The following is a 13,120-nucleotide window of genomic DNA, read 5'->3' as shown; positions in this document are numbered from 1 at the left end:
TCTATCCTTCCTCGGTGGTCGGCCGTATCGCCGGACCAGTCCTGTCGCGCCAGCGTGAATACGCCTTTTCCCAGGCATCCGCAAATCGGTTGATCTGATCGTCGCCCAAAGTCGGGCTTATCGAGATCCGGATCGCCGATTGCGAAAGCTGATCGTCGAACCCCATGGCCTGCAAAGCGCCACTGGCCCGGACCTTGCCCGACGAACAGGCCGAGCCTGCCGAGATCGCAAATCCGGCCAGATCCATCTGCATGACCTGGGTTTCGCCCTTCCATCCCGATGTAAGAAGGCAGGTCGTGTTCGGCAAGCGCCGCGCCCCCTTTCCGGCGATCACCGCCTCGGGCGCAATGTCGCAGAGCCGCGCCTCCAGCGCGTCGCGGCGCTCGGCGACCTGATCCCAGATCCCGGCCTCCAGGTCGCGCTGCGCGGCCGCGGCGGCGGCGGCGAAGGCCAGGATGCCGATCAGGTTCTCGGTGCCTGCGCGGCGGCCCTGTTCCTGCCCGCCGCCCCGGATCAGCGCGGGGATCTCGGTGCCCTTCTTCAGGACCAGCGCGCCGATGCCCTTGGGCCCGCCCAGCTTGTGCGCGCTGACGAAGCCCGCCGTCAGGCCCAGCCAATTGAAGGCGAAGGGCACCTTGCCGAAGGCCTGCGTCAGGTCGCTGCTGTGCAGCCCCTGCGGCAGGTCCTGCATCACGCCCGTCTCGTTGTTGGCCAGCTGCAGGCTGGTGCGCGCGGGGTCGGTCACCGTCACGATGCCGTTCTGGTCCACCGGCAGGACCGGATCGCACCAGACCTTGATCGCGCTGTGCTCGGTCGGCGCGCACAGGTATCCCCCCTGCCCCAGCACCATCGACGCGGCCTCGGTCGTGCCCGAGGTGAAGACCAGATCGGCCCCCTCGGCCCCCAGGGCCGCCGCGATCTGCTCGCGCGCGCGTTCCAGCGCCATCTTGGCCGCCCGCCCCTCGGCATGGACCGACGAGGGATTGCCCGACAACTCCAGCGCCTCGATGATCGCCTCCTTGACCTCGGGGCGCAGCGGCGTGGTGGCGTTCCAGTCCAGATAGGTTCTCATGCCAGTTCCCTCGCGATGCGGGCGGCCAGCCGGGCGGCCACGGCATCCTTGCCCATGCGCGGCCAGTCCTCGGCGCCGTGGTCGGTGATCAGCGTCACCGCGTTCTCGGTCCCGCCCATGATGCCGGCGGCGGGGCTGACATCGTTGGCCACGATCCAGTCGCAGCCCTTGCGGATGCGCTTGGCGGTGGCATGGGCGGTGACGTCCTGCGTCTCGGCCGCAAAGCCCACCACAAGGCGCGGACGCTGCGGGGCGCGGGACAGCCAGGCGAGGATATCGGGGTTCTCGGCCATCTGCAGGCTGGGCAGATCGCCGGTCTTCTTCATCTTCTGATCGCTGCCGTTCATCACGCGCCAGTCGGCCACCGCCGCCGCCATGACCGCCGCGTCCGCAGGCAGCGCCGCCTCGACCGCCTGGCGCATCTGCTGCGCGGTCTCGACCCGGATCACCTGCACGCCCGCAGGCACAGGCACGGTCGCAGGCCCGGTCACGAAGCTGACCCGCGCGCCCAGATCGCGCAACGCGGCCGCGATCGCCGTCCCCTGCGCGCCCGAGGAGCGGTTGGCCAGATAGCGCACCGGATCGATCGGCTCATGCGTCGGGCCCGAGGTCACGATCACATGTCGCCCCGCTAAGGCTCCCGGTTCCAGCGCCGCGCGGATCGCGGCCAGGATCGCCTCGGGCTCGGCCATGCGGCCCGCGCCATATTCGCCGCAGGCCATGTCGCCCACGTCCGGGCCGACGGTCAGCACCCCGTCGCCCTGCAGGGTGGCCAGATTGCGCCGCGTGGCGGGGTGATCCCACATGCGCACGTTCATCGCGGGCGCGATCAGCACGCGCTTGTCGGTCGCCAGCAGCAGGGTCGAGGCCAGATCGTTGGCCAGCCCCCCCGCCATCTTGGCCATCAGATCGGCGGTGGCGGGGGCCACGACGACCAGATCGGCCTGACGCGACAGCTGGATATGGCCGATCTCGGCCTCGGCGCCCTGATCCCACAGGGTGTCGTGAACCGGCTCTCCGGCCAGCACGGACAGGGTCATGGGGGTGACGAACTGGGCACCAGAGGTCGTCAGCACCGGCGTGACCGCCGCCCCGACGCCCCGGATCAGCCGCACCAACTGCGAGGTCTTGTAGGCGGCGATCCCGCCCCCCACGATCAGCAATATCCGCCTGCCCTGCATCCTGCCCCCATCGGTCCTGCGTTCCAGATAGCGGCCGCAGGGCCCTGCCGCAAGGAAACCCCGCCGGTTAACCACTTCTTAACCCGCCGAGCGTTAACCCTTTGCGACAGCAACAGGGGCAGCCATGGTCGCCATCGCCTATTCTGTGGCCTTCGAGGGGGTCGAGGCGCGCCTGGTCGAGGTGCAATGCGCCGTGGCCGCCGGGTTGCCCGGCTTTTCCATCGTGGGCCTGCCCGACAAGGCGGTCAGCGAGGCGCGCGAGCGGGTCCGCGCGGCCTTCGGCGCGCTGGCCATCGCCCTGCCGAACAAGCGCCTCACCGTGAACCTGTCACCCGCCGACCTGCCCAAGGAGGGCTCGCATTTCGACCTGCCCATCGCGCTGGCGGTGCTGGGCGCGCTGGAGATCCTGCCCGCCGAGGAACTGGCCCGCCACGTCGCCCTGGGAGAGCTGGCGCTGGACGGGCGGCTGGTCGCGGTCGCGGGCGCCCTTCCCGCCGCCCTGGCCGCCTCCGAGGAGGAGCGCGCGCTCATCTGCCCCCGCGCCTGCGGACCCGAGGCGGCCTGGATCGACCAGATCGCGGTCTTCGGCGCCGACACGCTGCGCGCGGTCATCGACCACCTGACCGACCGCCAGCCCCTGCCCCCCGCCCGGCCCGGGGCGCTGCTGGATGCCCCGGACAGCCTGTGCCTGACCGACGTGAAGGGCCAGGAACGCGCCAAGCGCGCGCTCGAGATCGCCGCCGCGGGGCGTCACCACCTGCTGATGATCGGCCCGCCCGGCGCGGGCAAGTCCATGCTGGCCACCCGCCTGCCCGGCCTGATGCCGCCCCTGTCGGCGCGCGAGGCGCTCGAGACCTCGATGATCCACTCGGTCGCGGGCCTGCTGACCGACGGTGCCATCTCGCGCCGCGCGCCCTTCCAGGACCCCCACCACACCGCCTCGTCCCCCGCCATCGTCGGCGGCGGTCCCAAGGCCCGGCCCGGGCAGATGAGCCTGGCCCATCACGGCGTGCTGTTCCTGGACGAGCTGCCGGAATTCCCGCGCCAGGTGCTGGAGACGATGCGCCAGCCCATCGAGACCGGCGAGGTCGTGGTGTCGCGCGCCAATGCCCATGTCCGCTATCCCTGCCGCTTCCTGCTGGTGGCGGCGGCCAATCCCTGCCGCTGCGGGCATCTGGCCGATCCGGCGCGGGCCTGTTCGCGCGCGCCCGCCTGCGGCGACAGCTATCTGGGCCGGATCTCGGGGCCGTTGATGGACCGCTTCGACCTGCGGCTGGAGGTGCCGGGTGTCAGCCTGCAGGACATGGACCTGCCCCCCTCGGGCGACAGCACCGCGACGGTCGCCGCCCGCGTGGCCGCGGCGCGGCAGGTGCAGGCGCGGCGCTATCGCGACCATCCCGGCGTGCGGGTCAATGCCGAGGCCTCGGGGCCGCTTCTGGACCGCGTCGCCGCCCCGGATGCCGAGGGGCGCGCGCTGATCCTGAAGGCCTCGGAGAGGCTGGGCCTGACCGCCCGCGGCTATCACCGCATCCTGCGCAGCGCCCGGACGATCGCCGATCTGGACCATTCCGACCGGGTCCTGACCCGGCACTTGGCCGAAGCCATCAGCTATCGCCTGCCCTTCGTGACGGGCGGGTGAGGCGGCAGGGGACGGGCGGGGGATCCGCAGAGGGTGGAAACTGGTCGTGCAGGGGAAACGCCCTGCCGGACGCCGGACGGAAGCCCATTGCATAAGATGATCTCAGGCACGGACCTCGGCCAAGGCAGCCTAGCATGATGGAGCGAGCTGCGATGCAAGCAGCCGCCGTCGTTGTCCGGCAGAGGCTACAGGGTCGGCACCTGCTGCTTGATGACGGTGCCACGGGTGGTCAGGCGAGGACGCGGAGGAGAAACGGACCGACATCGAGGTCTGCAGACAACCCGGTAGCACCCAACGCACAGCGTTCAAGTCATCAGTCCAGCCCAATTCCGAATGCGCCGGCCCTGGGGCCAGGGTGCAGACCTCGCCTCCTACCGGTTCGAAGCTTGCGCCCCCGCCTGCGACCTAAAGCGTCAGCCCTTCTCGGCCACCCGCCGTTCGATCGCCTGCCACAGCGCCTCGGCGGCATTGATGCCGTCAAAGCGCTCCAGTTCCTGGATGCCGGTGGGCGAGGTGACGTTGATCTCGGTCAGCCAGCCGTCGATCACGTCGATGCCGGTGAAGATCAGCCCCTTCTCGCGCAGGACGGGTCGCAGCCGGGCGCAGATCTCGTGCTCGCGCTCGGTCAGGCCGACCTTCTCGGCCCGCCCGCCCACATGCATGTTGGACCGGGCCTCGCCCTCCTGCGGGACGCGGTTGATGGCGCCCACCGGGTCGCCGTCCACCAGGATGATCCGCTTGTCGCCCTTGACGACGGCGGGCAGGTATTTCTGTGCGATCATCGGTTCGCGATTGATCCCCGCGAAGGTCTCGAGCAGCGCCGAGAGGTTGGGATCGCCGGGCCGCAGGTGGAACACCCCGGCTCCGCCATTGCCATAGAGCGGCTTGACGATGATCTCGCCATGCCGCGCCCGGAATGCCTTGAAGGCGGCGGGATCGCGGGCGATCATCGTCGGCGGCGTCAGGTCCGGAAAATCGAGGACGATCAGCTTTTCGGGACAGTTCCGGACCCAGAACGGATCGTTCACGACCAGGGTGCCCGGATGCACCCGGTCCAGAAGATGGGTCGAGGTGACATAGCCCATGTCGAAGGGTGGATCCTGACGCAGCCAGACCACGTCGAAATCACCGACCTCGACCTCGGCCCAGTCCCCGAAGGTCACGTGATCGCCATGCTTGCGGCGCAGGCTGACCGGCCTGCCGCGCGCGATGACGCGCCCCTCGTCATAACGCAGCTGGTCGACCGTGTACTGGAACAGGCGATGCCCGCGGGCCTCGGCCTCCAGGCCGATGCGGAAGGTGCTGTCGGCGTCGATCGAGACATGCTCGATCGGGTCCATCTGCAAGGCGACGTAAAGGCTCATCCCGCACTCCTGAATTTGGGCCCGTTGTGGCCCGTGCGGGAGGGGGATGCAAGCCTGAGGGCTCAGACCTCGCCGAAGGCGTTCTCGATCAGATCGACCCGCCCCATGGCATCGACAAGCGCGGCGTCGAAGCGCATCGACACCAGCCTCAGGCCGTGGACATCGCAATATTCGCAGGCGGCCTGGGTGATCCGGCGCATCTGGGCGGGCCGCAGCCTTTCGGCGGCCGCCGCATGGGTGGCGGAGGACTTCACCTCGACGAAGACCAGATCCTCCCCCTCCTGCAGGATCATGTCGATCTCGCCCGCGCGGCCCCGCCAGCGGCTGGCCAGCAGGCGGGCGCCCCGCCGCTGGTAGAGGCGCAGCACATTGTCCTCGGCCATCAGCCCGGACAGGGCCGCGCGCCGACCGCGCCGTTGGCGGGCCGGGCTGGGCGCGGGGACGACGGGCGAAGGACGCGCCCAGGGGGTCAGAACGTTCCGGTCCGCGACTTGTGCCATTGTCCCTCCATCGGACCGCCACCGGTCCCCTCTAGCTGTCATCCGCCAATCCCAGGGCGCGCTGATAGACGTCGCGCTTGGGCAGGCCCAGGTCCTCTGCCGCCGCGCGGGCGGCGTCCTTGACCGACATCGTGCGCAGATGCTCCAGCAGCACCCGGTCCAGCCGATCCTCGTCCACCTCGACCGCCGAGGGGCGGTCGAGCACCATCACCACCTCGCCCTTCAGCGTGGCCATGCGGGGATCCGCGGCCAGATCGGCGGCCGTGCCCCGGATCACCTCCTCGAACTTCTTCGTCAGTTCCCGCGCCACCACCGTAATGCGATTCGGATCAATCTCGCACAGGTCATCTAACGTTCGGTTAACGCGCCTCGGGCTTTCGAACAGGATCAGCGTCGAATCGACCGCCAGCCAGCGCCGCAGCCAGGTCAGGCGCGCGGCCTTGGTGGGTGGGGGAAAGCCCAGGAAAAGGAACCGGTCGCTTGGCAGGCCCGCCAGGCTCAGCGCGGCCAGCGCGGCCGAGGGGCCCGGCAGCGCATGGACCCGCGCCCCGGCCGAAGCCGCGTCCAGCGCCAGCCGGTAGCCGGGATCGGCCACCAGCGGCGTGCCCGCATCCGAGCAATAGGCGACGCTGCCCCCTTCCGCCAGCGCGGCCAGCAGCGCCGGGCGGGCGCGGTCGCCGTTGTGGTCGTGATAGGCCAGTATGCGGCGCCCGCGCAGGGGAATGCCGTGGATGTCCATCAGGTGGCGCAGCACGCGCGTGTCCTCGGCCGCCAGCTGGTCGGCGCTGTTGAGCACGTCCAGCGCCCGCAGCGTGATGTCGCGCGCCGCCCCGATCGGGGTGGCGACAAGATAGAGGCCGGGCTCCAGCCGCGCGGCCTCGACATGGGCAGTCAGGCGGCGGGGCGGCTCGGCATCGGGTCGGTCGTGGCGGTCGGTCATCCTGCCTCCGTTCGGCGCCGGTCGGGGCCCGGCGCTGATTGCCAATCGCGGGCGCAGGCCATAGGCTTGCCGGCAACCACGTGCGTCGTATCACACAGCAGGGAAGTTTCACATGTCAGCCTCCGCCACAACCCGGCCTTCCTCGGGCCGGCCTGCCACGGGTCTGCCCACGGGTCTGCGCCACGTCCTGGCCCGGACCGCCGCGGTCGTCTCGGCCCTGTTCCTGGCCGCCTGCGACCCCGTGGGCAGCAGCCAGCAGGCCAGCGGCCCCGAGATCGGCCCCCTGATCGACCCGTCCGAGCCGGTGCGCGTGGCCCTGCTGGCCCCCGCCGGCACCGGGTCCCAGGATTTGGAGTGGCTGGCACGCAGCCTCAAGAACGCCGCGCGGATGGCGGCGGGGGATGCGCAGGGCGCGTCCATCGACCTGCGCATCTACGACAGCGGCGCCTCGACCGAAAGCGCCGTGGCGCAGGCCAATGCGGCGGCCGATGCGGGCGCGCAGATCATCCTGGGACCGCTCTTCGCGGAAGGCGCCAATGCGGTGGGCAACGCCATGATGCCGCGCAACATCAACGTGCTGACATTCTCCAACAACGCCCAGATCGCGGGCGGCAACGTCTTCATCCTGGGCAACAGCTTCGAGACTATCGCCGACCGGCTGGTGGGCTATGGCATGACCCAGGGCAAGCGCAACGTCCTGGTCGTGGCCGAGGACGACGTCGCGGGCCAGCTGGGTGGCCGCGCGATCGAGACCGCCATCGCCCGCAACGGTGCCCGCATGGCCGGGCGCGTCAATCACCCGGTCTCGATCAGCGGGATCGACGCGGTGACCCCGCAGATCACCGACGCGGCACAATCGGGCCAGGTCGACGCGGTCTTCATGACCGCCAACAACCAAGCCGTCCTACCCTACCTGACCCAGCAGCTGGCCGCGGCGGGCGTGCGCTCTCCGGGCATCCAGATGATGGGCCTGACGCGGTGGGACCAGCCGGGCGCGCGCCTCGGCCTGCCGCAGCTGGCCGAGGGCTGGTTCGCCCTGCCCGACCAAGGCATGCAGCGCCAGTTCGAGGCCCGCTATGCCCAGGCCCATGGCGAGGCGCCCCATCAGCTGGCCTCGCTGGCCTATGACGGGGTCGCGGCCATCGCCTCGCTGTCCCGCGATGGGCGGCGCAACGCGCTGACCACCTCGGGCCTGACGCAGCGCGCGGGCTTCACCGGCGTCGGCGGTATCTTCCGCCTGCAGCGCGACGGCACGATCCAGCGCGGGCTGGCGGTGGGCACGATCCGCGGCAACCAGCTGGTCGTGCTGGACCCCGCCCCGCGCACCGCGCGCGGCCTGGGCTCCTGACACCGACGGACCGCAGGGCCAGATGACCCCGACCGCCCCCTCGCTGATCCGGCCCGACCTCGATCCCGCCCGGCTGCTGGACCATCTGGACCGGCAGCTGGAGGATTGCCACGACCCCAAGGAGCTGCGCGCCCGCGCGGTCGCCTTCCTGGGCCTGGCCCGGCACGAGGGCATGGCCGCCATCGAGGCGGCCTTCGCCACCCATCCCCGGGCCGCGCGCGAGACCGTGCGCGCCATCTCGGGGCTAACCGACGCGCTGGTGACAGCCATCCACCATGTCGCCACCACCCGCCTGCATCCCCAGCAGTCGCAATCCGAGACCGAGCGCCTGGCCGTGCTGGCCGTGGGCGGCTATGGCCGGGCCGAGATGGCGCCCGCCTCGGATGTGGACCTGCTGTTCCTGACGCCCTGGAAGATCACCGCATGGGCGGAAAGCGTCGTCGAATCGATGCTGTACATGATGTGGGACCTCAAGCTGAAGATCGGCCATTCGATCCGCAGCGTGGACGACTGCCTGCGCTTGGGCGCCGCCGACATGACCATCCGCACCTCGTTGGTGGAACATCGCCTGGTGACCGGCCACGCCCCCTTGGCCGAGGAGCTGCGCCACCGCCTGTGGACCGAGCTGTTCGAGCGCACCATCCCCGAATTCGTCGAGGCCAAGCTGGACGAGCGCGCCGCCCGCCACACGCGCCAAGGCGGCCAGCGCTATGTGCTGGAGCCCAACGTCAAGGAGGGCAAGGGGGGCCTGCGCGACCTGCAGACGCTGTACTGGATCGCCAAGTACATCCACAAGGTCGACCGTGCCGTCGAGCTGGTCGACCTGGGCGTCTTCTCGCGCGAGGAGCATCTGTCCTTCTGGCAGGCCGAGGATTTCCTCTGGGCCGTGCGCAGCCACCTGCACCTGATCGCGGGGCGGCCCGTGGACGTGCTGTCCTTCGACATGCAGGTCGAGGTGGCGCGGCGCATGGGCTATGCCGACACCACCGCGCGCCGGGCGGTCGAATACTTCATGCAGGACTATTTCCGCCACGCGACCCGCGTGGGCGAGCTGACCCGCGTCTTCCTGACCGAGCTGGAAACCCGCCATGTCCGCGCGGCCCCCTTCCTGGGCCGCATCTTCCGCAGGCGCCGCAAGATGCGCGCGGGCTTCGTCGACCAGCAGGGCCGGCTGTCCTATGCCGACGAGGCGCAGTTCCTGTCCGATCCGCTGAACATCCTGCGTCTGTTCGAGGAAGCGCTGCGCAACTCGATCCTGATCCATCCCGACGCGATGCGGCTGGTGGCGGCGAACCTGCATCTGGTCGACGCCTCGGTGCAGTCCGACCCCGAGGCGATCCGCATCTTCATGGATCTGCTGCTGCGCCACGGCAATCCCGAACGCGCCCTGCGCCGCATGAACGAGCTGGGCGTGCTGGCCGCCTTCATCCCGGAATTCGAGCCGGTCGTGGCGATGATGCAGTTCAACCTGTACCACCATTACACGGTCGACGAGCATTCGATCCAATGCGTCGCCGCCCTGGCCGAGATCGAGCGCGGTGAGCATCCGGCCGACCTGCCTTTGTCCAGCGGGATCATCGAATCCGGGGTGAACCGCCGAGTCCTCTATCTGGCGACGCTGCTCCATGACATCGGCAAGGGCCGGCCCGAGGATCACTCGATCCTGGGGGCGCGCATCGCCCGGCGGATCGCCACGCGCTTCGGCTTCGCGCAGGACGACATCGACACGGTGGAATGGCTGGTGCGCCATCACCTGCTGATGTCGGACGTGGCGCAGAAGCGCGACATTTCCGATCCCCGCACGCTGCGCGACTTCGCCAAGGCGGTGAAGACCCGCAAGCGGCTGGACATGCTGCTGGTGCTGACCGTCTGCGACATCCGCGGCGTGGGTCCGGGCACCTGGAACAACTGGAAGGCCGCGCTGCTGCGCCAGCTGCACCGCGAGACCGCCGCCGCCCTGGAAAACGGCCTGGAAGAGCTGAACCGCGACCGCCGCCATGCCGAGGCGAAGCGGTCCCTGCGCCACATGCTGATCGCCAAGGGATGGGAGGCCCGCGCCATCCGCGCCGAACTGGGCCGCCATTACGACGCCTACTGGCCGGGCCTGCCCACGCAGACGCAGGCGGTCTTCGCCGAATTGCTGAAGGGCATCGGCCCCGACGAGATCCGCATCGACCTGCGCGCCGATCCCGACCGCGACGCGACCCGCACGGCCTTCGTGCTGTCGGACCATCCGGGCATCTTCTCGCGGCTGGCCGGCGCGCTGACGCTGACCGGGGCGAACGTGGTGGACGCGCGCACCTACACGACGCGCGACGGCTATGCGACGGCGGTCTTCTGGGTGCAGGACGCCGAGGGCCATCCCTTCGCCGAGGACAGGTTGCCCAAGCTGCGCCAGACCATCCTGCGCACGCTGGCCGGCGAGATCGTCGCCCGCGAGGCCTTTGCCAGCCGCGACAAGCCCAAGAAGCGCAACCGCGAGTTCAAGTTCCCGACCCACATCATCTTCGACAACGAGGGCAGCGACATCTATACCATCATCGAGGTGGACACCCGCGACCGCCCCGGCCTGCTCTATGACCTGACCCGGACCATGGCCGCGAACCACATCCAGATCGTCAGCGCCGTGATCGCCACCTATGGCGCGCAGGTCGTCGACAGCTTCTACGTCAAGGACATGTTCGGGCTGAAGCTGCACAGCCTGTCCAAGCGCGACATGCTGGAAAAGAAGCTGCGTGCGGCGATCGCCGAGGGCGTCAAGCGGGCCGAGGCAGAGCAGGCATGAAATCCGGACTTGTGCGGGGGTTCCTCTCGGTGGGACTCTGGACGCTGATCTCGCGGGCCTCGGGCTTCGTGCGCGACATCCTGATGGCGGCCTGGCTGGGCACGGGGGCGGTGGCCGAGGCCTTCCTGATCGCCTTGTCCCTGCCCAACATGTTCCGCCGCTTCTTCGCGGAAGGGGCGTTCAACACCGCCTTCATCCCGATGTTCTCCAAGAAGCTGCAGGATGCCGAGGACGCGCAGCGCTTCGCGCGCGAGGCCTTCTCGGGACTGTTCCTGACCGTGCTGGCACTGTCGGCGGTGGCGATGATCTTCATGCCGGGGCTGGTCTGGCTGATGGCCTCGGGCTTTGCGGGCGACGAACGCTTCGATCTGGCGGTGACCTACGGGCGGATCACCTTTCCCTATATCCTGCTGATCTCGATGGCCTCGATGATCTCGGGCGTGCTGAACGCGCATGGCCGCTTCACGGTGGCCGCCGCCGCGCCGGTGCTGCTGAACCTTCTGTTCATCGCGGCGATGATGCTGGGGCGCTGGCAGGGCTGGGATCTGGGCCTGACGCTGGCCTGGGCCACACCCGTCACCGGCATCGCGCAGCTGGGGCTGGTCTGGTGGGACGCCCGGCGCACGGGCTACACCTTCTGGCCCCGCCGCCCGCGCCTGACCCCCGACATGCGCCGCCTGGTGGCCGTGGCCCTGCCCGCGGCCTTCGCGGGCGGCGTGGTGCAGATCAACCTGCTGGTGGGCCGCCAGGTCGGATCGCGCTTCGAGGGGGCGATCGCCTGGCTCTCCTATTCCGACCGCCTCTATCAGCTGCCGCTTGGCGTGGTGGGCGCCGCCGTGGCCGTGGTGCTGCTGCCGGAACTCGCCCGCCGCATCCGGGCCGAGGATCACGCGGGCGGACAGTCGGCCTATTCGCGCGCGACCGAGTTCGGGCTGTTTCTGACCCTGCCCGCCGCCTTCGCCATCGTGGTGATCGCTCAGCCGATGGTCAGTACCCTGTTCGAGCGGGGCGCCTTCACGGCCTTCGACACGCAGCAGACGGCGGCGGCGCTGACGGTCTATGCGCTCGGCCTGCCGGCCTTCGTGCTGCAGAAGATCCTGCAGCCCTTGTACTTCGCCCGCGAGGACACGCGCACCCCCTTCCGCTTCGCGCTGTTCGCGATGCTTGTGAACGCGGTGGCGGCCTTCGGGCTGATGCCGTGGCTGGGCTTCCTGGCCGCGGCCTTGGGGACCACCATCGCCGCCTGGATCATGGTCGCGCAGCTGTGGTGGGGCACCCGGTCGATGGGCCAGGCGGCGCGCGCCGATGCCCGCCTGCGCCGCGCCTTCCCGCGCATCCTGGCGGCCTCGGTCCTGATGGCCGGCGCGCTCTGGGCGATGCGCGCGGGGCTGGAGGCTGCGGGCACCGGGCGCGGGCTGGGTCTGGCGATCCTGGTCTTCGGCGGGGCGGCGATCTATTTCGCGCTGGCCTTCGTCATCGGCGGCTATCGCCCGTCGGAGCTGAAGGCGGCGGTCCGGCGCGGCTAGCGCTGCCGGATCTGCGCCAGGGCCCGCCGGGCGCCCCCGTCGACCAGCAGAAAGGACAGCGCGAAGCCGCAGGCAAAGCCCGCGATCTCGGCGATCCAGCCCGGGCCGGTGCCGCCGAAGACCAGCCCGAAGACCAGTTGGAAGGACAGAAGGATGCCGATCAGCACGAAGGCCCGCGTCCGGTTGGCGTTCTGCGCCGCCAGCCGCGTCCACAGAAGGAAGGTGAAGGCGCCCACGAAGCCGTAGACCGCCGGATAGCCGCCGATCAGCGGCGCGGCCCGCACCCCCAACCACGGCACGATCGCCGCATAGATCAGCGCGCCCCCCAGGGCCGATCCGAAGAACAGCGCCAGCAGCGCCCAGGGGCGGAAGCTGTGCGCGATCATGTTGCCGAGCGCCAGCGTGAACACCACCACGAACAGCGCATGCATCAGCGACACATGCACGAAGCTGAAGCTGAAGGCCCGGTACAGCTGGTCCAGGTCCAGCGCCCCCAGGGTCCAGACCCGCTGCGCCAGCTCGGGCGGAAAGGCGGTCAGGCGGATCGCGGACAGCCGCATCCCCACCCCCTCGGCGCCGCCGATGAAGCCCGCCGTGCCCAGGGCGAACAGCGCCTCGGACGCGATCGCGGGCAGGGCCAGCAGCCAGATCACGGGCGGCAGCGGGTTCAGCGGGGATTCGGTCAGGCCGGAGCGCATGGGATTTCCTGTTCGGGTTCGGGTTCAGGTTCGGGGACGGTTGCGAAGGGTGCCCCCACCCGCTAAG

Annotated in this window: 10 protein-coding genes; 4 read left to right on the top strand and 6 right to left on the bottom strand. The window is 70.1% G+C overall.

Annotation, left to right across the window (positions count from 1 at the left end):
• Position 1: 1 nt before the first annotated feature.
• Both E4191_RS05580 and coaBC read right to left on the bottom strand, forming a co-directional pair.
• The gene (locus tag E4191_RS05580; RefSeq protein ID WP_135312530.1) at positions 2–1,072 is read right to left on the bottom strand and encodes a cysteine desulfurase family protein; all 1,071 of its coding nucleotides are present in this window, start codon (positions 1,070–1,072) and stop codon (positions 2–4) included.
• Positions 1,069–2,253 carry a bifunctional phosphopantothenoylcysteine decarboxylase/phosphopantothenate--cysteine ligase CoaBC gene (gene coaBC, locus E4191_RS05575; RefSeq protein WP_135312529.1) on the bottom strand — a complete coding sequence of 395 codons (1,185 nt, stop codon included), beginning with the start codon at positions 2,251–2,253 and terminating at the stop codon, positions 1,069–1,071. Before coaBC ends, E4191_RS05580 begins: the two co-directional genes overlap by 4 nt.
• A gap of 124 nt (positions 2,254–2,377) precedes the next feature.
• On the opposite strand from coaBC, the gene E4191_RS05570 reads away from it, so the two are divergent.
• Positions 2,378–3,892: a YifB family Mg chelatase-like AAA ATPase gene (locus E4191_RS05570; protein ID WP_135312528.1), complete on the top strand. Its 1,515-nt coding sequence runs from the start codon at positions 2,378–2,380 to the stop codon at positions 3,890–3,892.
• A gap of 413 nt (positions 3,893–4,305) precedes the next feature.
• Here E4191_RS05570 and gshB read toward each other — a convergent pair whose 3' ends face one another.
• From gshB to rsmI, 3 genes are all read right to left on the bottom strand, one after another.
• On the bottom strand, positions 4,306–5,256 hold the full coding sequence (gene gshB, locus E4191_RS05565) for a glutathione synthase (protein ID WP_135312527.1): 951 nt from the start codon (positions 5,254–5,256) through the stop codon (positions 4,306–4,308).
• A gap of 62 nt (positions 5,257–5,318) precedes the next feature.
• Positions 5,319–5,756, bottom strand: coding sequence for a YraN family protein (locus E4191_RS05560; RefSeq protein WP_135312526.1), 438 nt, complete (start codon positions 5,754–5,756; stop codon positions 5,319–5,321).
• A 31-nt stretch (positions 5,757–5,787) separates the two neighbouring features.
• Positions 5,788–6,696, bottom strand: a complete 909-nt coding sequence (gene rsmI / locus E4191_RS05555; protein ID WP_135312525.1) for a 16S rRNA (cytidine(1402)-2'-O)-methyltransferase — start codon at positions 6,694–6,696, stop codon at positions 5,788–5,790.
• Positions 6,697–6,808: 112 nt separating this feature from the next.
• On the opposite strand from rsmI, the gene E4191_RS05550 reads away from it, so the two are divergent.
• Genes E4191_RS05550 through murJ form a run of 3 tightly spaced genes read left to right on the top strand, consistent with a single transcriptional unit; the run spans position 6,809 to position 12,355 of the window.
• Positions 6,809–8,044: a penicillin-binding protein activator gene (locus tag E4191_RS05550; RefSeq protein WP_135312524.1), complete on the top strand. Its 1,236-nt coding sequence runs from the start codon at positions 6,809–6,811 to the stop codon at positions 8,042–8,044.
• Positions 8,045–8,066: 22 nt separating this feature from the next.
• Positions 8,067–10,829, top strand: coding sequence for a [protein-PII] uridylyltransferase (locus E4191_RS05545; protein ID WP_135312523.1), 2,763 nt, complete (start codon positions 8,067–8,069; stop codon positions 10,827–10,829).
• A complete protein-coding gene (murJ, locus tag E4191_RS05540; RefSeq protein ID WP_135312522.1) occupies positions 10,826–12,355 on the top strand; it encodes a murein biosynthesis integral membrane protein MurJ in 1,530 nt (509 codons plus the stop codon). Before E4191_RS05545 ends, murJ begins: the two co-directional genes overlap by 4 nt.
• On the opposite strand, the gene E4191_RS05535 is transcribed toward murJ, so the two are convergent.
• On the bottom strand, positions 12,352–13,053 hold the full coding sequence (locus tag E4191_RS05535) for a rhomboid family intramembrane serine protease (protein ID WP_135312521.1): 702 nt from the start codon (positions 13,051–13,053) through the stop codon (positions 12,352–12,354). The genes murJ and E4191_RS05535 overlap by 4 nt on opposite strands.
• Between the last annotated feature and the right edge of the window lie 67 nt (positions 13,054–13,120).

The organism is Paracoccus liaowanqingii (assembly GCF_004683865.2).
Taxonomy (GTDB): domain Bacteria; phylum Pseudomonadota; class Alphaproteobacteria; order Rhodobacterales; family Rhodobacteraceae; genus Paracoccus; species Paracoccus liaowanqingii.
Note: the sequence above shows the minus strand (reverse complement) of the source record. Positions and strands in the feature narration are given on the sequence as shown.